The sequence below is a fragment of the Bradyrhizobium sp. U87765 SZCCT0048 genome, from assembly GCF_018131225.1.
Taxonomy (GTDB): domain Bacteria; phylum Pseudomonadota; class Alphaproteobacteria; order Rhizobiales; family Xanthobacteraceae; genus Bradyrhizobium_A.
On sequence record NZ_JAFCMM010000002.1, the window covers coordinates 41,527 to 62,216 of the forward strand.

The 20,690-nt window shown below is 63.9% G+C and carries 16 protein-coding genes and 1 tRNA gene; 6 read left to right on the forward strand and 11 right to left on the reverse strand.

The features are described from left to right. The first annotated feature begins 96 nt into the window (after positions 1–96). Together JQ639_RS13475 and JQ639_RS13480 are read left to right on the forward strand one after the other, a co-directional pair. Positions 97–753, forward strand: coding sequence for a glutathione S-transferase family protein (locus JQ639_RS13475; protein WP_211970732.1), 657 nt, complete (start codon positions 97–99; stop codon positions 751–753). A 480-nt stretch (positions 754–1,233) separates the two neighbouring features. Next, positions 1,234–2,652, forward strand: coding sequence for a right-handed parallel beta-helix repeat-containing protein (locus JQ639_RS13480; RefSeq protein WP_211970731.1), 1,419 nt, complete (start codon positions 1,234–1,236; stop codon positions 2,650–2,652). 357 nt (positions 2,653–3,009) lie between these two features. Here JQ639_RS13480 and JQ639_RS13485 read toward each other — a convergent pair whose 3' ends face one another. The 4 genes from JQ639_RS13485 to JQ639_RS13500 form a co-directional block, all read right to left on the reverse strand. Further along, on the reverse strand, positions 3,010–4,926 hold the full coding sequence (locus tag JQ639_RS13485; protein WP_211970729.1) for a family 2A encapsulin nanocompartment cargo protein cysteine desulfurase: 1,917 nt from the start codon (positions 4,924–4,926) through the stop codon (positions 3,010–3,012). A 10-nt stretch (positions 4,927–4,936) separates the two neighbouring features. Continuing rightward, positions 4,937–5,911, reverse strand: coding sequence for a family 2A encapsulin nanocompartment shell protein (locus JQ639_RS13490; protein ID WP_211970727.1), 975 nt, complete (start codon positions 5,909–5,911; stop codon positions 4,937–4,939). A 194-nt stretch (positions 5,912–6,105) separates the two neighbouring features. After that, complete coding sequence (locus tag JQ639_RS13495) at positions 6,106–7,842, reverse strand: SulP family inorganic anion transporter (protein WP_211970725.1); 1,737 nt, start codon at positions 7,840–7,842, stop codon at positions 6,106–6,108. A 5-nt stretch (positions 7,843–7,847) separates the two neighbouring features. After that, positions 7,848–8,879, reverse strand: a complete 1,032-nt coding sequence (locus JQ639_RS13500; protein ID WP_349644772.1) for a sulfate ABC transporter substrate-binding protein — start codon at positions 8,877–8,879, stop codon at positions 7,848–7,850. Positions 8,880–9,108: 229 nt separating this feature from the next. Between JQ639_RS13500 and JQ639_RS13505 the strand changes: the two genes are divergently transcribed. Further along, complete coding sequence (locus JQ639_RS13505; RefSeq protein WP_211970723.1) at positions 9,109–9,381, forward strand: hypothetical protein; 273 nt, start codon at positions 9,109–9,111, stop codon at positions 9,379–9,381. 176 nt (positions 9,382–9,557) lie between these two features. Here the strand turns inward: JQ639_RS13505 and JQ639_RS13510 are convergent, their stop codons facing one another. Next, complete coding sequence (locus JQ639_RS13510; protein WP_211970721.1) at positions 9,558–10,634, reverse strand: helix-turn-helix transcriptional regulator; 1,077 nt, start codon at positions 10,632–10,634, stop codon at positions 9,558–9,560. A gap of 176 nt (positions 10,635–10,810) precedes the next feature. On the opposite strand from JQ639_RS13510, the gene JQ639_RS13515 reads away from it, so the two are divergent. Then, positions 10,811–11,857 (forward strand): PNPOx family protein, encoded by a 1,047-nt coding sequence (locus JQ639_RS13515; RefSeq protein WP_211970709.1) that lies wholly within the window; start codon positions 10,811–10,813, stop codon positions 11,855–11,857. Positions 11,858–11,869: 12 nt separating this feature from the next. Beyond that, the gene (locus JQ639_RS13520) at positions 11,870–13,375 is read left to right on the forward strand and encodes an amidase (protein ID WP_349644771.1); all 1,506 of its coding nucleotides are present in this window, start codon (positions 11,870–11,872) and stop codon (positions 13,373–13,375) included. A 288-nt stretch (positions 13,376–13,663) separates the two neighbouring features. On the opposite strand, the gene JQ639_RS13525 is transcribed toward JQ639_RS13520, so the two are convergent. The 5 genes from JQ639_RS13525 to JQ639_RS13545 form a co-directional block, all read right to left on the reverse strand. Next, a tRNA-Lys gene (locus tag JQ639_RS13525) sits at positions 13,664–13,739 on the reverse strand. Between the two features lie 294 nt (positions 13,740–14,033). Then, positions 14,034–14,585 carry a Spy/CpxP family protein refolding chaperone gene (locus JQ639_RS13530; RefSeq protein ID WP_211970699.1) on the reverse strand — a complete coding sequence of 184 codons (552 nt, stop codon included), beginning with the start codon at positions 14,583–14,585 and terminating at the stop codon, positions 14,034–14,036. Between the two features lie 196 nt (positions 14,586–14,781). Continuing rightward, positions 14,782–16,065, reverse strand: coding sequence for a TRAP transporter large permease (locus JQ639_RS13535; RefSeq protein WP_211970697.1), 1,284 nt, complete (start codon positions 16,063–16,065; stop codon positions 14,782–14,784). Next, positions 16,065–16,637 (reverse strand): TRAP transporter small permease, encoded by a 573-nt coding sequence (locus tag JQ639_RS13540; RefSeq protein ID WP_349644775.1) that lies wholly within the window; start codon positions 16,635–16,637, stop codon positions 16,065–16,067. Before JQ639_RS13540 ends, JQ639_RS13535 begins: the two co-directional genes overlap by 1 nt. A gap of 140 nt (positions 16,638–16,777) precedes the next feature. Then, positions 16,778–17,776 carry a TRAP transporter substrate-binding protein gene (locus tag JQ639_RS13545; RefSeq protein WP_211970693.1) on the reverse strand — a complete coding sequence of 333 codons (999 nt, stop codon included), beginning with the start codon at positions 17,774–17,776 and terminating at the stop codon, positions 16,778–16,780. A gap of 433 nt (positions 17,777–18,209) precedes the next feature. Between JQ639_RS13545 and JQ639_RS13550 the strand changes: the two genes are divergently transcribed. Beyond that, positions 18,210–18,668 (forward strand): hypothetical protein, encoded by a 459-nt coding sequence (locus JQ639_RS13550; RefSeq protein ID WP_349644770.1) that lies wholly within the window; start codon positions 18,210–18,212, stop codon positions 18,666–18,668. A gap of 96 nt (positions 18,669–18,764) precedes the next feature. On the opposite strand, the gene JQ639_RS13555 is transcribed toward JQ639_RS13550, so the two are convergent. Next, the gene (locus JQ639_RS13555) at positions 18,765–20,342 is read right to left on the reverse strand and encodes a 2-isopropylmalate synthase (protein WP_211975078.1); all 1,578 of its coding nucleotides are present in this window, start codon (positions 20,340–20,342) and stop codon (positions 18,765–18,767) included. Positions 20,343–20,690 lie beyond the last annotated feature (348 nt).

The window sequence follows — 20,690 nt, forward strand, 5'->3', positions numbered from 1 at the left end:
CGCACAATACAGCTCCGTTGTCATGTGGTACCGATCCGACGGTCGCTCGGCGAACCATCGGACGGCCGGCGACACCTGCCGAAAAGGAAAGGCACGATGACAATCATCATCACCGCCTTTGAACGCTCCCCCGATGGCGGCCGGGGACTGGCGCGCGACACCCGCGTGCGCTGGGCGCTCGAGGAGGTCGGGCAGCCCTATGACGTGCGGCCCATGTCGTTCGCAGCGATGAAAGAGCCCACGCATCTGGCGCGTCAGCCTTTCGGCCAGATCCCCACGTTCGAGGACGGCGATCTCGTGCTGTTCGAGACCGGCGCGATCGTACTCCATCTCGCCGGGCGCCACGCCGGCCTGTTGCCGGACGATGCGAATGCGCGGGCACGCGCGATCGCCTGGATGTTCGCCGCCGTCAACACGGTGGAGCCGCCGATCCTCGAACGCGAAACCGCGCGGCTGCTGGAGCGCGATGCAAGCTGGTATGAGCAGCGCCTGCCCCATGTCGAGGGGCGTGTGCGCCATCGACTGAAGCAACTCTCGGAGCGTCTGGCCGACGCCGACTGGCTCGACGGCGCCTTCAGCGCGGGCGACCTGATGATGGTGTCGGTGCTGCTGCGGCTGAAATCGTCCGGCATGCTGGACGACTATCCCAATCTCGCCGCCTACCTCGCCCGCGGCGAAGCGCGCCCCGCCTACCGGCGCGCCTTCGCGGCGCAACGGGCGATTTTCACCACGGCGCAGAAGACCGAGATTTGAGCCTTGCCCACGGCACGACATCGCGAGCATGTGACCTGTCCGAAGGGCAAAGCCTGCGAAAGCGACTTCGGCGGCCGCAAGCTGTGGGACACGCGGACGCTGGCGGGCTGATGCGTCGCCTCGAACCAGGATTCTGGTTCGAGGCTTAGCCACAGCTTTCGACATCGGTTGCTTGCGCCGTAACGGGCAATCGATGAAGCTTGGCATGGTCGCAAGAGATCTGGACCACGCGACGAACACAGCGCCCCGGGGCCACCGCGGGGCGCTGTATCGTTCCAGGTATCCCGGCGGACTCAATCGAGCCTGTACATGAGAGCCGGTTCACGGCTTCGCACGCGCGTGACAGACGTCATTCGCCGTGCCGTTGCCTGAACGACGTGCGTGCCTGCGTCCCGTCTCCCCAGAAGCCAGGCCCCCCGCGACGGCGTCCCATCGCTCGAAAGCGACTTTTATCCCCACCGCAAGGAAGAGGAGAGTTCGATGCTGCTGACACGTCAACTGCTCGTCACGCTGAGTGCCTGTATGGTCTCGACCACGTTTGCGCTGGCTGCACCGCCGAGCGCCAGCGTCGCCGATTACGGCGCCGTCGGTGATGGCGTCACCAACGACACCACGGCGTTCAATCAGTGCCTGTCCGGCAACACGATCTGCTGGGTCAATCCCGCCAAAATCTATGCAGTCAAGGACGTTGTGATCAACAACAGCAACCGCCTGATCGGCCTTGCCAACATCGAATACGGCACCAGCACGGCTGCGACCGCAAGCGCCAGGCCTGTCCTGATCGGCTTCGCCGGCGCGACCAACGTTCTGAACGTATCTGCCGTCTCCAAGGGCGCCGCCATCGACGGCATCTTCATCGACTGCAAGAGCAACAGCGTCAACGGCATTTCCGGCGGCAGCTTCCAGCTCATCGTCAATGACGCGACCATCGTCGGCTGCGCCAACGGCATCGGAGGAAGCGCCTATACCGGCGGCATCCACATCATGAACACGACGTTCGGGGGCAATACCACGGGGCTTGCCAACATCGTCGATTCCTTCGTGATGAATGCGGACTTCGCCAACAATGCCAGCAACGGCATTTATCTCGGCGCCGGCTCCAACGCCAACACGATCGTCAACTGCCGCTTCGAATGGAATCAGGGCTTCGGCATCCTGAGCTACGGCGGCACCGAGGCTAACAGCATTTCCAACAGCCTGTTCGATCGCAACTATTCCGCCGGCCTCGGCCTCATCGGCGTCACCGGCATGACGGTGTCGAACTCCGTGTTCTTCAGAAACGGCCGCAACAACGTCGCCCCCGACCAGAACACGCAGATCTATGTCAGCGGATCGAAGAACATCAGCATCAGCGGCGGCCTGAGCAAGGTCGGCCAGGACGACGGCGGCACGGGCACTTATACCCCGGCCTATGTCTTTTCCTACGATCCGGGTTCGCCCAGCAGCAATATCACGATTTCCGGGTTCGCGACCTCCGGGCTGTTCAACGCGACGACCAACCCGACGGGATCGTACACCACCGCGCCGGTGGAAGGCACCGAACCCGCAGCCGGCTATAGCGTGCTCGGCGTCAACGACATCGCGACGACGCTGCCGGCGATCGCCGGAATCACGGCCTTCGCGAGCGGCGGGCAGACCAACGCCACGCAGCTCTCGGCTTCGGTCAACACCGTGTCCACGGCGAGCGCGGCGAATGCGTCCGTCAAACTGACGCCCTGCATCGCAGGCCGCCAGCAGACGGTCGCCAATCTCGGCGCCAATTCCATTCAGGTGTTCGGCTCAAGCCCCAACACCATCAATAGTATTGCGACAGGAACAGGCGTCGCCCAGGCCGCCGGAAAGATTGCGACTTACGTTTGCACCGGGTCCGGCAACTGGACGCGTCTGCTCAGCAATTGATGGAATCGAGGCTGCGGTTCAATCCGCGGCAGCCAAGTCTGTCGGCGCGCACCCGGACTGCGGCGCGCGCTGGCCCGGTCGATCGTACCCGAGATCTTGAACACTGGCACCGCGACGAAGATCGTTGGAATATCTCAATCTCCTGCGTCGCTTGAGCTCATCCTGCACCGGATGTTCACGGGATATCGGTGGTTGCTGGTGGTTGCCAGACCGATGGGAAGCGAACGCCCTTTCCGTCAGTCCATGAACCGCTCCAGCTTGAACCGGCGGCGCGGCCATGACGTGCCATGACCGTCGCCCTGCCGAGGTTCGATCGTCGCACACGACCGGTCCGGACGCGACGCGAGATCGCAACTGTCAGAAGTTGCGGCCGCGCCGTCCCTGGATACGCAGCAGCGCCGCAACCAGCGCGTCGATGTCGTCGCGCGTGTTATAGAGAGCAAGGGATGGGCGAACGCTGCTCTCGAAACCGAAGCGCCGAAGAATCGGCTGCGCGCAGTGGTGCCCGGCACGAACCGCGATGCCCTCCTGATCGAGCGCCTTCCCCACATCCTCTGTCTTGCAGCCATCGAGAACGAACGACAGCACACCCGCTCGTTCGCGAGGCACGGCAATGAACTTCAGGCCAGGAATCGTCAGCAGCCCCTGCGTCGCATAATCGAGCAATTCATGCTCATAAGCGGCGACGTTGCTCATGCCGATACGAGTGAGGTAGTCGATCGCTGCTCCGAGCCCGATCGCATCGGCAATGTTACCGGTTCCCGCCTCGAAACGCTCTGGCGCGCCCTGGAAAACGGTTCGCTCGAACGTCACATCGGCGATCATGTTGCCGCCGCCCTGCCAGGGCGGCATCGTTTCCAGCTCGCTGGCCCGCCCATAGACCACACCGATTCCCGTCGGCGCGAACATCTTGTGGCCGGAGAATACATAGAAGTCGGCGCCCAGAGCCTGCACGTCCACCGGCATATGGCAAATGCCCTGCGCACCGTCGATCACAACACGGGCGCCATGGCGACGGGCGATCTCGGTCATTTCCTTCGCAGGGGTAATGGTACCAAGAACGTTCGAGACCTGCGTGAACGACACAATGCGCGTCCGCGGGTTGAACAGCTTCTCATACTCCTCGAGGATGATCTGCCCGCTGTCGTCGACAGGCGCGACCCTCAGCCTGGCTCCCTTTTCAACCGCGATCTGCTGCCACGGCACGATGTTCGCGTGGTGCTCGAGGTGAGACACGACAATCTCGTCGCCCTCGCTGATATTGCGGCGCCCCCATGCCTGGGCGATCAGGTTGATGCCTTCCGTCGTGCCGCGCACAAAGATGATGTCGCGTGTGGACGGAGCGTTGATGAATGCGCGGATCTTTTCGCGCGCCGATTCATAGGCGTCGGTCGAGCGGGCAGCCAGCGTGTGGGCCGCCCGATGGATATTCGAGTTCTCGTGCGTATAGAAGTGAACGAGCCGGTCGATCACCGCGCGAGGCTTCTGGGTGGTCGCGCCATTGTCGAGCCACACCAGTGGTCTTCCGTTCACCTGCTGGTCGAGGATCGGAAAATCGCGGCGGAAGATATGCGCGTCGAATGCACGGGTGCCCGATAGCGGAACGGAAGGCACATCCGCACGATGCTGAATCGCAAGGGCCCCGAGATCGAGCACGTCGAGGTGCTGTGGAAACGAGGCCGTGGTCGACGTTCTCGGCCGCTCGACCTCCACCGGATGATGCGGCGCGACGGCGGAAAATGGCACGGCGGGTGCCGAGGACTGCGGCAGCAGACGATGATCGAACGCGAGTTCGCCGGCCTGGAAGCGCTCCGGCAGCGTCGCGAAATCGACGTGGCGGTGCAGAGCAGGATCGGCAGCAGGCTGCGGCACGACACCGTCGGACGCAGCGGTGTCCGGGCGTGAAAATCCCTGGGGTGCCCGTAGCTCGGCGGCCTGTATCAAAGATGGCCCCCGATCCCCGGAAAAAGCCGGCGCCGATGGGGGCGCGGCGCCGCCGGACGGAAAGGGAAGCGCAGACGAACCGGGATTGTTGTTCGGCGTAAGCGGCACCGGAGCCGGCGGTACCCCCGGAATCGAACCGTAGGCAGGCTCGACCGCAAACAGCGATGCGGACGGAAGAGCCGCACCGGGCGCAGGCGTTGATGGCGCTGGCGGCGCGGCAAAGAGAGCGTTCGCCATGCGCGCGATCAATGATGGATCCAGAGCCCCGGCCGCACGCGCGGCGCCGAGATCCAACCCTTCCAAGTCGGGTAATTCGGTCGGATTGGTCATCGGGGCCACCTCAAGCCGGTTTTGCCTGTCCCTGATACTTGTCGCCGTATTCGTGATACTTGCCGACCTCGACGTCATCGAGCACGCCGAGGGCGTCTTCCGTCAGAACAGCGATCGAGCAGTAGAGCGAGATCAGATAGGACGCGATCGCCTTGCGGTTGATACCCATGAAGCGCACGGAGAGGCTCGGCGTCACCTCGCCGGGCACGCCGGGCTGAAACAGGCCGACGACCCCCTGCTTTTTCTCGCCGGTGCGCAGAAGCAGGATCTTGGTCCTGCCGGCAGCGTCGAACGGCACCTTGTCAGATGGCACCAGCGGGATTCCCCGCCAGGTAATGAATGGTGAACCGAACATCGTGACCGTGGGCGGGGGCACACCGCGGCGCGTACATTCCCGGCCGAAGGCCGCGATCGCCCTGGGATGTGCCAGAAAGAAGTTCGGCTCCTTCCAGACCCGCGCGAGCAGTTCGTCAAGATCGTCCGGGGTCGGCGCACCACCCCGCGTGGCGATCCGCATCGAAGGCGCGGTATTGGCAAGAAGACCATACTCGCTGTTGTTGATGAGTTCGCCTTCCTGACGTTCCTTGACCTTCTCAATCAGCAGCCGCAGTTGCTCCTGAACCTGGTCGAAGGGATGGCTGTAAAGATCCGACACACGGGTCTGAACATCGAGCACCGTCGTCACTGCGTTCAAAAAGTATTCGCGAGGCTGCTCTTCATAGTCCACGAACGTCTCAGGCAAATCCGGATCGCGATCACGCGGCGGGCTGCACTGTACGTCGAACGACGATGCAGCGGTCGCCCCGCGTGTCTCCTTGACCCGGTTGAGACGGAAGATACCGGCTTCAACCGGCGTCCACTGCAGCAACGGCACAAGCCATCGCGGTGAGATACCGCCCCACTGCGCACGGGTTTTCGTGGCATTGGCAAGTTGGCGCGCTGCGCCTTCAGCCAGGGTTCGTCGGGACTCCGTATCGTCGGCCATCGGCATTCTCCAATCCGGTCGTGCTGATCAGCAAGTGGAATTCGTGGGATTTTAATCCCCCGGTCGACAGCAAATGACAATACGATACTGCAAACGGCCGCGCACGCAGCACAATTTTACTCCGCTATAACGGAGGACCTGTAGCGTATCGCGGATATACGGAGCGATCACTGCAACATTGTAGGGCGGCATGATCAAACGCGGTAGTTGAGCCTGGCCCGCGCGCGGGCGCGTTGCCCTGACAATTCCGACTGAATTTGCCTGACGGCTGCCAGCGTCGCAGAATTTTCGTCGGCTCCCTGGGGAAAAATCCGGTCGCTGTCGATACACGCAGCGAAGTTCAACCGTTTGAAGGCCGCGAGCAGATCCGGGCGAACACCGGCGAGCGAGACCGACAGTCCCTCGCGCCGCGCGTCTCGCAGGAATTGTTCGAGATGCTCGAGGCTGACGACATCCGGGTTGCGAACGCGTTTGAGACGCAGCAGGATGTTCCTGACGTGCGCACTGCCAGCCTGCTCCTTGATGCGATGCAAGATACGCTCCAGTTCCGGCCCCGCACCGAAGAACAACTCACCCTCGAGATCGTAGAGCAGAAACCCGTCATTCGAAGCCTCGGATGACAAGCGTTCACGCACCACATCATAGTCATCGACGATCAGCTCAACCGCCCTCATCTTCGCGGCCCGCGGCACGAACAGCAGGATCGACAGCGCAACGCCGATGATGATGGCAAGGTCGAGCCCGAAAGCGACTGCCGATAACGCCGTTATCGCCACGACGCTGGCATCGAGCCGGGAGGCGCGAACGGCATAGACAACGCGCGTGACGTCGACAAGCCGCGAGGCTGTCAGAAGAAGCAGCGCCGCCAGCGCCGGCTTGGGCACGTACCGCGCCAATGGCGCGAAGGCGATCACGGCCACCGCCACGAACGCCGCCGTGAGAATGCCGGAAAAGCGGGTCGCCGCGCCGGCTTGAAAGTTGATCGCCGAGCGGGACAGCGAACCGGAACCGGGCAAGCACTGAAAGAAGCCGCCGGCCAGGTTGGCAAGTCCCTCCGCGAGACATTGCCGATTGAAGTCAAGCGGTTGACGCGTCTGATGTGCGATCGATTTCGCGATGGCAAGCGCCTCGAGAAGGCCGAGGAATGCTATTGCCACACTGTCGGACGCAAGGTCCGCCGCCCAGCCGAGCTGCACAGTTGGCACATGGAATGAAGGCAGATCGCCCGGTATCGCGCCAGCAACCCCGATGGCGGTCCTGCCGTCGGAGCCGGGAACCGTCCATCCCGCGAGATAAGCGCCGACGCCGACGATCAACAGGACGGCAAGCATGTCGAACTGCGGCCAATGATAGCGCCTGACCAGATGGCGCAGCCCGATCGCGAGGACCAGCGTCACCGCCGTCACCAGAACAGCCTTGCTGTTGATCGCATCACCTGCCGTCAACGTCAGCCAGAGCCGATACAAGATGTGCTGCGCACCCGTACCTTTGTCTCGCACGCCGAGCGCGTTGCTCACCTGGCCGACTGCCAGCAGAAAGGCGGCTGCGCTCATGAAGCCAAGGATGACCGACTCGGAGATATAGCGCGTCAGGTCGCCGAGACGAAGCACCGCAATCGCGATCTGGATCGCACCGACCATGGCGCCGAGCAGAAACATCGCCTGCACGGCCTCGACACGCTGATCGGCATCGAACATGGAAAGCGCGCTGAACACGACCAGGGAGATCGCGCTCGTCGGGCCGTTGATCAGATGCGACGATGATCCGAAGATCGACGCCACTGCCGTGACGAGGATCGCCGAGTATAGGCCATAGCGCGGATCGACCCCCGCCAGCAGCGCATAGGCCATTCCTTGTGGCAGCGAAATCGCGGCGACCGTGAGACCGGCAATGAGGTCGCGGCGAAGTGTATCCCGACCATAGACAATCATGCGTTTCACTTGTTTCGCAGCACAAAGGCAGCCTGGATGACGCCATCCTCGGCAAAAAACCTGGCATAAGCATCGTTCCAGTCGCGAGCGATGGCCGTCACGGGAACGAGTTCGAGCGAGGGGAAAACGACGCCAGCCTTCTGCGCCGCTTCCGGCTTGAAGGGACGGTATCCGAGTCGCGCGATCGTCTCCTGCGCAGGGTCGCTGAACAGAAACAGCAGATAGGCGCGCACGTCATCGCGACTTGCCTTGCGGACCGCATCGCTATCGATCCATGCGACGCTGGGTTCGGCGAGAATGCTGACCGGTGGATACACGATATCGAGTTCGCCGCGCGACTCGGCGACCTCACGTATCGCTTCGTTTTCCCAGGTGATATGGACATCGCCTCCCTCGGAATTGGCAAAGCGCAGCGCGGCCCCGCGTGCGCCCTCGTCAAACACCGGTACCTGCCGGAACAGCGCACGCAGGAAGGTCACGGCCTCGGATTCCGAACCTCCGCGCGTCGTCACCGCGGCCCACGCCGCCAGCGCGGCAAGCTTGCCGTTTCCCGATGTCCTGGGATCGGGCATGACGATTTCGAGACCCGGCGCAAGGAGATCGGTCCAGTCCTTGATCCCTCGTGGATTGCCATGGCGGACCACGAAGACAATGGTCGAGGTGTATGGAACCGCATGATTGGGCAGCCGCTCTGTCCAGTCCTGAGCGACGAACCCCCGCTTGCGCAAGCTGTCGATATCTGGCGCCAGCCCCAGCGTCACGACATCGGCTGGCTGCTCGCCATTCGCGACTTTCCGCGCCTGGCGCGACGAGCCACCATGCGACTGAACGATGGTCAGATGCCTGCCGCTTTGTCTTGCGTAGGCTGCCGCAAATTGCGGATTGATCGCCTCATAGAGTTCGCGTGTCGGATCGTAAGAGACGTTGACGATGCGATAAGGGGCATCCTTCGGCAGATTCTTGATCGCAATCGCCGACAGCCCTGCGACCGCCGCCACCACGGCCCCGACGTTCAACCATCTCTGCAGGTCGCGCACGATCGTCTCCAAAACCAAGCCGGGATGTTGACGAGGCCATGGCCGTTTTTCAATCGATCGATGTCAAAAACGATGAATGCCGCACGGATCGCGGGAGTCGCAGCATATTCTTCCGCGACATCCATGGGGGGGGAACATAACCGCGCGACTATCTGCAAAAGGCTGCTCCAGCGGAGATCGCGCTGGCGCTGCTTCCTGCACTTGGGACAGGGCAGCGTCAGGGGGACTTATGAGGCTTTCCTGGTCGGCCTACGGCGGCACCGAGGCCAACAGCATTTCCAACAGCCTGTTTGATCGCAACTATTCCGCCGGCCTCGGCCTCATCGGCGTCACCAGCATGGCGGTGTCGAACTCCGTGTTCTTCAGAAACGGCCGCAACAACGTCGCCCCCGACCAGAACGCGCAGATCTATGTCAGCGGATCGAAGAACATCAGCATCAGTGGCGGCCTGAGCAAGGTCGGCCAGGACGACGGCGGCACCGGCACTTATACCCCGGCCTGACGCCTAGCACGCTGTAGCCGGCGGCGCGTCGCGACCGGGCCAGGCGTCGCCCAGGCCGCTGGAGATCGCGACCTACGTCTGCACCGGCTCCGGCAACTGGACGCGGCTGCTCAGCAATTGATGGGATCGAGGCTGCAGTTCCCCCGTAGCGCCCCTGATGGTGCGGGCGCGACGGGTTATCGCTCGACGATAACCGGACGGCCTGCGACCGTGGCGCGCTTCCAGACGATACACGAGGCGTTGCGCACGGCGCGCGGCGATTGATTGAACCAGCGCCGGAACGCGCGGTGGAAAGTGCTGACATCCTTGAAACCGAGGTTGTCGCTGACGCAGGCGACAGGCTGCCCCTGCCGGATCTGGCTGTACGCCAATTCCCTTCTCTCTGCGGCGAGCAATTCGGTATAGCTGGTGCCTTCGCGTTTCAGCCGCCGATAGAGTGTTGGCCGGCTGACATGGAGCGCCCGACAGACATCCTCAATTCCCGAACCGAGATGCAGGCTCACGCGGATGTGTTGGCGAACCCTGCGGACCAGCGCACCTTCGGCCTCTACGGTCCGCCGCACCTGCGACACGCGCTCCATCAGAAGTGTCTTGAGATAGGAATCGGCGGTCCGGATCGGTCGATGCAGAACCTCCAGCGGCAGGCGCACGCAGTTGATGTCACTATCGAAACTGAGGGCCGAGCCGAATACAGCAGGGTAGCGCCAGTCATAGGGCTGACGTGAAAAGGTGAACGCGCAGGCGATCGGCACGACAGGAGCGCCGGTCAGCACACCGATCCACGTGACAAGCGCACCCATGCTGCGTTCGATCGCCGGCCTGGGATACGCCCTGTCCGGCGCGAACGAGATGGTCAGCATCAGCATCCCCTCGTCGATGCTGGAAGACCAGTGCTCGGAGGGATTCATCAACCCGATATGGTGTTGAAAAACCTGCAATGCTTCGGCCACATCGTCGCAATGGCACAGCAGGTTCGCCAGCACACCGCGTGTCGCGGGGTTGTAGATCTGCCCGGCCAAAAGGCCGATATGAGGCAGCGTCGCATTGCTCGCCGCGATCCGCCACAGTGCAATCAGATATTCTTCGGGCAGGCGTTGTTCCTGCGGGGGCAGCGCGTCGCCGCTGAGATCGATCAGATTCTCGCGGCGGAGATCGGCCGCGAGCAGTTCGGCGTCGGTCGCGACACCCCGGTCGCGCAGGAAATCGTAGAGATCGAGCACCGCGATCGCGGATACGGTCGTGCGTGGACGCATCACATGGCATCCCCTGATCACCAGCCATCGAAGGTTACAGCAGGATTGGCGCGTCGCAAACAGCCGGCGGCCACAACTTTGCAACCAATTGCCATGCGATTGATCCCTGGAGCCATGTTGCGCGTGCGACATCCGCCGTAGCGTCGCCCTGCCGCGACAATGTGAGGGGACTTCCAATGCAGGACTGCGCGCAACCGGGCAGGATACGAACGCTGGCAGAACTGCGCAAACTGATCGCAGAGCCGCCCGCCATGATGCATCGGCGGCTGCAACAGCGGATCGACGACTACTGCTTGATGATGATCCGGAGCGCGGCGGTCTGCATTGTCGGATTTTCAGGTCAGGCAGGCATCGCCTTCATCAATCTTCGCAGCGCCCCGACCGCGACGACCGAGGCCGAGCGTATCGATCTGGCGTGGCCGGCGGACACTGAGTTGCCGCCGGCATTGGCGCGCGGGGGCACGCTCGCTGCAAGCCTCTATTTCATCATGCCGGGCATCGGCTTCGCGCTACGGGCCAACGGCTTTTGCACGGCGGAACGAGGCGACGACGACGAGACGCTGCTGCTGTTCCGGGCCGAGGCGTTGTTCCTGCACTGCTCGCGTGCCAAGGTGCGCGCGAGGTTCTGGGAGCCGCGAGCGAATGGTGCGCCGCACTCCGCCGCGCCGGGAGCGACAATGCTCTCCGAGGCCGCCCTGGCTTTCGTCTCGCGCTCGCCCTATCTGCTGATGTTGACTGAAGATGCCGCCGGCAGGACCGAACTCTCTCCGCGTGGCGACCCCGACGGCTTCGTGGTGGCGCTCGACCGTGGCAACCTCCTGATCCCCGAGCGCCCCGGCAACAAGGTTGCCTGCACGCTCACCAACATCCTGTCGCACGACAAGGCGACGGTCGTCTTCCTGATTCCCGGCTCGGCCGATGTGCTGGTGATCGACGGGCACTGCTGGTTGAGCGCCGAGCAGGACATGCTCAAGCCGGCCACGATTCAAGGCAAGACGCCCAGGCTCGGCATCGTGCTGCGCGTCGGCGAATATCGCTTCCAGCATGGTCCCGCCCTGCTCGACGCAGGACTCTGGGCCTGCGAGACGCACCTCCGCGAAAGCGATATTCCGTCCTTCTCCAAAATGCTGGCCGAGCATATCAACGGCAAGGGATTGCTCGGCAAGGCGACGACGCTAGTCGTCGATGCCGTCGTCAAGCACGACCTGAAGCATCTGTACTGAGGGGATCGTGTCGTGACCCTCAGCCTGCAGGAATATGTTCGGCGTGATGCGACGGAGCTCGCCCGTCTGGTCAGACACGGCGAGGTGACAGCCATGGAGCTGCTGGAACTGGCGGAGGCGCAGCTCGCACGGCTGAATCCCAGCCTCAATGCCGTCAATCGTCCGATGCTGGTCGAGGCGCATGCGCGAATCCAGCAGCCGCTTGCCGGGCCGCTGGCCGGCGTGCCCATCCTCATCAAGGATGCGATCCAGGATTACGCCGGACTGCCGACCTCCAACGGCAGTCGCGCGTTTTGCCACATCACGCCCAAGCGGCACGCCACGTTCGTACAACGGCTGCTCGATGCCGGCGCGGTCATTATCGGCAAGTCAAATACACCAGAGCTCGCTCTGAAGGGCGTGACCGCCCCGAAGGCGTTTGGCGTGACGCGAAATCCATGGAACCTCTCGCGCACATCCGGTGGCTCGAGCGGCGGTTCGGCTGCCGCTGTGTCGGCAGGGATCGTACCGATGGCCGGAGCCAACGACGGTGGCGGCTCGATTCGCATCCCGGCTGCCTGCTGCGGCCTGTTTGGCCTTCGGCCATCGCGCGGCCGCGTTCCGCCCGGGCCGGCCGTTGGCGAAATCTGGGACGGTGCCTCCAGCGATCACGTGCTGACGCGCAGCGTGCGAGATTCCGCGCTGGCGCTGGATGTTCTTTCCGGTCCCGAGCACGGTGATCCTTTCGTGATTGCTCCCCCTGCCGGCAGCTTTGTCGACATGGCTGCGCGCGAGCCGAAGCGCCTGCGCATCGCCTTCAGCGTGGCGTCGCCGCTCGATAGCGATGTGCATCCAGAAGCAGCCGAAGCGGTCCATGAAGCCGCCAGACTGCTCAACGCGCTCGGACACGACGTCATGGAGGATCGTCCCGACTACGACGGCCTGAGCCTGGCACGCTGCTATCTCCAGATGTATTTCGGGCAAGTCGCGGCAACGCTGGCCGACGCACGCGAGGCCGGGGCTGGGACTGCAGACTTCGAGCTTGAAACCCTGCTCCTCGAAGCGCTGGGCAAAGCCAGCAGCGCCGGAGCCTATGTGCGCAGCCATCGACGCTGGAACGGATTTGCACGTGCTCTTGGCGAATTCCATCGGCGCTACGATCTGTTTCTGACGCCGACTATCGCTTTCCCGCCTGTCGAACACGCCGCCGCCGTGATGCCAGCGCCCCAGCGGACCGTTCTGACGCTCCTCCTCAATACGGGTCTGCTGGGGATCATGGCGCGCCTCGGCCTCATGGAGGGAGCGCTTGCCACGCTATCGCGCCAGAACCTGACGCTCGTGCCCTTTACGCAGCTCGCCAATCTGACAGGCGCGCCGGCCATGAGCGTGCCGCTTCATTGGACGGCCGATGGCCTGCCGCTTGGCGTGCAATTCATTGCGGCGTTCGGCAACGAAGCGCTTCTGCTGCAACTGGCCAGTCAGTTGGAATGTGCACGACCATGGATGCAGCGGCTTCCTGCGCTGGCCCTTCCGCAGTGAGCCGATGTGGCGCCAGGGAGAGGGAGGCAAGCAAGCAGCGATTTCGCTGGCGGTGGCGGAGCTGAACGCCCCGCTTTAGCCGCGCCAACACCTCGTCCAGCAACGAGCAGGTCATCGATCCGTATCGTCGGACCTTGCTCCGTCTCGCAGGGGATCGGGGGTGGACAACAATGCAAAAGCCGCACATCGCATCCGGCTGCGCGGCATCCACCACAAGGGAATCATGCAAGACCCGCGCGATCCTCGATGAACCTGCTCGTCACTGATGGACAGGAAGGCTTTGGAGGGTGGTGGGCGCACTAGGGCTCGAACCTAGGACCCGCTGATTAAGAGTCAGCTGCTCTACCAACTGAGCTATGCGCCCGGAACCCGTTCCGGAAAGTCGTTGCGGGAGGCCGTCGTGTAGCAAAGCGACTCCCCTCTGTCCAGCAATGTGACGGAAGTTTTTTGCATTCCGGTGCGAGATTTTCACAGGCTTTATGTGGCGATCGAAGATGGCGCTCGACAGGCGCGCGCCCGGCCCCTGCCCCACACGCTGCCCGCACGAAATTCCTGAGAAAATTCAATCAAATAAAACAAAGCCCCGGAGGCGGCGTGGCCGTCTCCGGGGCTTGTCGCGGTTAACCCTCGCGGCATCTCGCCGCGAAGAAAAAATCGCTCAGAGACGGTCCGAGCCGCCGTCGCGCTGGGTGTCGCGGCCGCCACGATCACCCCGATCGCCGCCGCGCTCACCATCGCGATCATGCATTCCGCCGAAGCGGTGATGGCCGCCAATGCCGCGGGTGAGGAAGGCGAGACGGCGCTTCTGACCCTCGTCCAGGGTCTTGTAGAGCGGCTCGGCCGCATCCGCGATGCGCTTGAGGCCGGCGCCGGTCGTCGCCATGCGGTCGGCGCGCTCGCGCAGCCGCGCGATCGGATCGTCCTGCGGCGTCTTGTCGGCCGAGGCATTGGCGCGGTCGATGCGCTGCTTGGCGAAGTCGCGCACGGCGGTCTCGATCGCCGGCCAGTTTTTCTCCTGATCGGGCGTCAGCTTCAGGCCCGCCTTCACTGCGGCGATGCGCGCGTCGACGAACGCGAGACGATCCTCCGGGCTCATGCGGGACATGCCGTGGCGCCAGCCGCCGCCGTGCCAGTCGCGATGCTGGGCATAGACCGCCGACGTGCCGAGGAGCGCGAGCGCAGCCACGCCAGCGACAACAAACTTCTTCATGGGAACCTCCAGATGGCCGTGCGCCGCCTGTTCGCCGGGCGCACGCGGATCAATCGCCCCACGAGAAAATGGCCGCCCGGGGGCGGCCAATCAACTTAAGGTTTGGACAGGAAGATGGCTGGCCGTTCATCACTGCGGCAGCGCAGCACTGTCCGGCCATGGCCGGAGCGCCCATGGGACGCCCCGGGCAGCCGCGCTACATCATGCCGAGCAGATGCGGCAGCCACAGCGAGATCTCGGGCACGTACGTCACAAGCCCGAGGAACACCAGCATCGCCAGCAGCCACGGCAGCACCGCGACGGTGATCTCGCTGATGCCCATCTTGGCGATACTGCTGGCGATGTAGAGGTTGAGTCCCACCGGCGGATGGCACAGGCCCACTTCCGTGTTGACGATCATCAGGATGCCGAGGTGCACCGGATTGACGCCGATCTTGGTCGCCAGCGGATAGAGGATCGGCGCCATGATCAAGAGGATCGACGATGGATCCATGACGTTGCCGGCGATCAGCAGCACGATGTTGACCACGAGGAGGAACATCCACAGGCTGAACTTCTGCTGCACGATCCACGCCGCCATCTCCTGCGGGATCTGCTCGTGGGTCATCAGGAACGAGAACAGCACCGCGTTGGTGATGATGTAGAGCAGCATCGAGCTCATGCTCGCCGCCTGCAGCAGCACCTTGGGCACGTCCTTGAGGCGCAGTTCCTTGTAGACGAACACCGTGATGAAGAACGCGTAGACCGCCGCCACCGCCGCCGCCTCCGTCGGCGTGAAGATGCCGCCATAGATGCCGCCGAGCACCATGACGATCAGCAGCAGGCCCCACAGGCTTTCGCGGAACGCCGTCCAGCGCTGGCCGAAGGTCGCGCGCGGCATGCGCGGGTAGTCGTTGCGCCAGGCGATGTACCAGGTCACCGCCGCCAGCATGCAGGCCAGCAGGATGCCCGGCACGATGCCGGCGATGAACAGCGCGCCGATCGAGGTGTTGGTGGAGACGCCGTACAGCACGAGGATGATCGACGGCGGCACCAGGATGCCGAGCGCGCCGGAGGTCGAGATGACGCCGACGCCGAAGCGGCTGGGATAGCCATGATCGACCATCGCCGGCATCATGATCGAGCCGATCGCCACCACGGTGGCGACGCTCGAGCCGGAGATCGCCGCGAACATCGCGCAGGCGGCGACGCCGGCAAGGCCGAGGCCGCCCGGCAGATGGCCGACCAGCGAGGTGGTGAAGGTGATCATCCGCCGCGCGACGCCGCCGCGGGTCAGGAAGGTGCCCGCGAGGATGAAGAACGGGATCGCCATGATGCCGAAGTTGTCGAGGCCGGAAAACAGCTTGAGCCCAACGCTCTCGATCGGCACCTCGGTCATGGTGAACAGGAAGGTGAGCACCGAGAGGCCAAGCGCGATCGACACCGGCATGCCGGTGAGCATCAGCGCGAACAACAGCCCGAAGATAATGAGCGCGGTCATCAGGCTTCTCCCACGCTGATCGGGGCCTTGGGCGAGGTCTCGATGCCGTCGACCATGGTGGCGTCGTGGTGCGGCAGCTCGCCGGTGCGCCAGTAGGTCCACGCCACCTGCAGGAAGCGGAAGCACATCAGGTACGATCCCAGCGGAATGCAGGCGTAGACCAGCCAGCTCGGCAGCTCGAGATCGGGCGAGACCTGGTCGGTGCTCATCAGCTCGATCACGAATTTGCCGCCCATGGTGCCGACGATGGCAGTGAACAGCGCACCGCCGAGCAGGCCGAAGGTGATGACGACCTTGCGCCATTGATCATTGAGGCGCTTGACCAGCACGTCGACACCGACATGGATGCCGGTGCGCACGCCATAGGCGGCGCCGAACTTGGCCATCCAGATGAACATGTAGATGCACAGCTCCTGCGCCCAGGAGATGTGGATCCCGATCAGGTAGGGGTACAGCACCGGGATGCCGGTGCCGAAGCGGTGCAGCACGGCGACGAAGATCAATAGCGTCGCCCCGCCCATCAGCGTGGCGATCATGATCTCCTCGAGCCGGTCGAGGATGCGCAGGATGATATTCAAGATTGTCCCCCAACGACGGCGCCGTCACGCCTTGTTCGCGCTCACGGCCACACGCCGCATCATCGAAGGTTGATCGTGATGTCGGTGGTGATGCCGGGCGCGCCATCGCGCCCGGCATCGGATCGGGAGAGGCGTCAGTTGGTGGCGCCGGACTCTTTACGGAACTCGTCGATCAGCGACTTGCTGATGCGCGAGGCGACATCGTTGTAGACGGGCTCCACCGCCTTGCGCATCGCCGCATCCTGCTCGGGCGTCAGCTTGATCAGCTCGGTCTTGCCGGACTTGCGCATCTCCTCGAGCGCGTCGTTGTTCTCCTGCGCCGAGCGGCCGTTGCCATAGACGGTCGCTTCCTTCATCGCCTTGTCGAGCTGGGTGCGGACATCCGGCGGCAGGCCTTCCCAGAACTTCTTGTTCACCACCACCACGTAGCCGATGTAGCCGTGGTTGGTCAGCGTGGTGTACTTCTGCACCTCGTGCATCTTCTGGGTCAGCATGTTGGACGGCGTGTTCTCCTGGCCGTCGACGACGCCGGTCTGCAGCGCCTGGTAGACATCGGAGAACGCCATCACCTGCGGCACCGCGCCGAGCGCGCGGAACTGGGCTTCCAGCACCTTGGACGACTGGATGCGGAACTTGAGCCCCTTGTAGTCCGCCGGCGCGACCAGCTTCTTGTTGGCGCTCATCTGCTTGAAGCCGTTGTCCCAGTAGGCGAGGCCGACCATCCCCTTCGGCTCCAGCAGCTTCAAAAGCCTCGCGCCAAGCGGGCCGTCGGTCACCTTCCGAAGCGTGGCGAGGTCCGGCAGGATGTAGGGCAGGTCGAACACCTCGAATTCCTTGATGCCGATCGGGCCGAACTTGGAGTTCGACGGCGCCAGCATCTGCACAGCGCCGAGCTGCAGCGCCTCGAGCTCTTCCTTGTCCTTGTAGAGCTGGGAGTTCGGATAGACCTCCACCTTGACCTTGCCGTCGGTGTACTTCTCGGCCAGCTCCTTGAACTTCTCGGCGGCGAGCCCCTTCGGCGTGTCCGGCGCCACGACATGGCTGAATTTGATGACAATGGGCTGCTGCGCGGCGGCAGGGCCGACCAGCGCGGCAATGGCGACCGAGACGGCCGCGAGTACGATACGTCGCATCTTCTTGATTCCTCCCGAGGACTGACTTGCCAGCCGGCAGCGTCCGCCGCCGGCAAATCGGTGGCACACCATTGCAAGATGCGACAAAAAAAACCATTGCCCCTTCGCAGGGGTGGGCATGATTTGTGCAGAGCCTTGTTGCGGCGCAAAATATGCCGCGATGCGGATCGGCTGCACGACACACCCGCTCCGAACGCGCCAGATCGCGCCCCCGCAGCCGTTCGGCGACCACGCGCCGGATGTGCCCCCGGCCCTCCGTCGGTTCCCGGTGAAAATGTGCCCGGCCCCTTGCCCGGCCCGCAAATCGGCCCGAATCTCTTCGTCGTCTCGTCGTGTTGCGGATGCATCGACAAACACCCCTGCGCCACCCTTGCTGACCGGCGCGCTTTCGTGACATGCATCGGCGTCGACCCGATCGAGATCAGAGGAACTGGTGGTCAAGGCTGCGGACATGATGATCGCCCGGCGCGCCGATACGCAGGCGCGTGCCGATGTGGCGACGTGGAAGATGATGGCAAAGCTGAATGGCGCGGACACATTGCCGGCTGAAGCGCAAGGCTATCTCGCCCACTACCACGCCCGGCTGCAGAACAATTCGGAAGCGGATGCGACCGACGCCATCATCGCCGAGGTCTACCAGGCCTATTATGCCGCCATGGGCGGCAACGGCGCCGCGCCGGTGCTGCCGAGCCCGTCGGTCTCGCCGGCGACCAACAATGTCACGCCATTCCAAAGGCCGAAGCCCAAGCCTGCCCCGCGCGTCAGGGCCGCCGGCGGCACCGGCGGAGCGTCAAGCCGCGACACCGCCGGCCGGCCGCGCGTGCCTGCATTCCTGATTTTCGTGCTGCTGGTGATCGTCGTCGCCGGCGCGAAATACCTGCTGGGCTGGTAGCGCGACGCATCGCCTGGTCTGTCACCGGCGCCGGACGGCAATGGCCGGGAGGCCCTGATCTCCCGGCCATGACGCTTGTGCGAACGACGCAGGCCGCTACGCCCGCACCGCGTCGCGCTGGCGCTTCATGACGATCTTGTTGAGCGCCCCCAGATAGGCGTTGGCCGAGGCCACCAGCGTATCGGGGTCCGCCGCCCGCGAGGTCATGGCGCGGCCGTCGTCGGACAGGCGCACCGAAACCTCGGCCTGCGCATCCGTACCGCCGGTGACCGCGTGCACCTGGTAGAGCTCCAGCGCCGCGTGGTGCGGCACCAGCGCCTTGATGGCGTTGAACACCGCGTCGACCGGGCCGTTGCCCTCCGCTTCCGTGGTGTGCACCTGCCCGTCGATGTCGAGCTTCATGGTGGCGCGCTGCGGGCCATGGGTGCCGGCGATCACACTCAACGACTTCAGGCGGATGCGATCGTGGGCCTGGGCGATATTCTGGTCGACCAGCGCCTCGATATCCTCGTCATGGATATCCTTCTTGCGGTCGGCCAACGCCTTCATGCGCGCGAACGCGTCCTCCAGCTGGTTTTCACCCAGTTCGTAGCCCATCTCCTTCAGCTTGTGGATGAAGGCATGGCGGCCGGAGTGCTTGCCGAGCACCAAAGACGACTGCCGCATGCCCACCGAGGCCGGCGTCATGATCTCGTAGGTCTGCGCGTTCTTGAGCACGCCATCCTGATGGATGCCGCTCTCATGGGCGAACGCGTTGCGGCCGACGATCGCCTTGTTGTACTGCACCGGGAACGAGGTCGCCGCCGCGACCAGTTTCGATACCCGCGTCAGCATGGTGGTATCGATGGCGTTCCAGAACGGAAACGCGTCGTTGCGTACGTTCATCGCCATCACTACCTCTTCGAGCGCCGCGTTGCCGGCGCGCTCGCCGATGCCGTTGATGGTGCACTCCACCTGGCGCGCGCCGCCCATGACGCCGGCGAGCGAGTTGGCGACCGCCATGCCCAGGTCGTTGTGGCAATGCACCGAGAATACCGCCTTGTCGGCGTTCGGCACCCGCTCGCGCAGGTTGCGAATCAAGGCCTCGTACTCAGCCGGCGTGGTGTAGCCGACAGTGTCGGGGATATTGATGGTGGTGGCGCCGGCCTTGATCACCGCCTCGACGATGCGACACAGGTAGTCGAGCTCGCTGCGGGTGCCGTCCTCCGCCGACCATTCGACGTTGTCGATCAGGTTGCGCGCGCGGGTGACGCTGGCGACCGAGATGTCCAGCACCTCCTCGGGCGTCTTCGCCAGCTTGACCTTCATGTGCAGCGGCGAAGTGGCGATGACGATGTGGACGCGTCCGCGCTTTGCCACCTTCACCGCCGCGGCGCAGCGGTCGATGTCGTTGGGATGGGCGCGCGCGAGCCCGGCGATCACCGCGTTCCTGGTGCGGCGGCCGATCTCCTGCACGGCCTGGAAGTCACCTTCCGAGGTACTGGGAAAGCCGGCCTCGATGATGTCGACGCCCATGGTGTCGAGGGTCTCGGCGACCGCGAGCTTCTCTTCGAAGGTCATGGTGGCGCCGGGGCACTGCTCGCCGTCGCGCAAGGTGGTGTCGAAGATGACGACACGGTCCTTGTCGGAGCGCGCGGGAGCGACGGTCGAATGGTCGGTCGTTGAAACGGTCATGGCTGGGTCCTTGCTTCTCTTGCGCCGATCTGTTGGGCGCCTTCAGGGGTGTTGGCCTTCCAAATCCCCTGAACGCCCAGGCACAAGTGCCCAGCCGGCATTCAGGGGCCGCTAAGAAGCAGGAGGCGGAGAAGCGAGAGGGCAAGGACGGCGCGCGACACGGCAGCACCCGGCGCGGCGGCGAAAGCCACCGGACCGGCGTCATGCTGAATGTCGTTGCGCAAGGTCATGTCAGTTCAGTCGAAACCAGAATTGGTTCACAGCAATGGAGTTGAGACGTTCAGACGCCGCAGCCGGTGAATTCTCTCCTCATGGCGAGGAGGCGTGGAGCGCCTTCGCACCATGAGG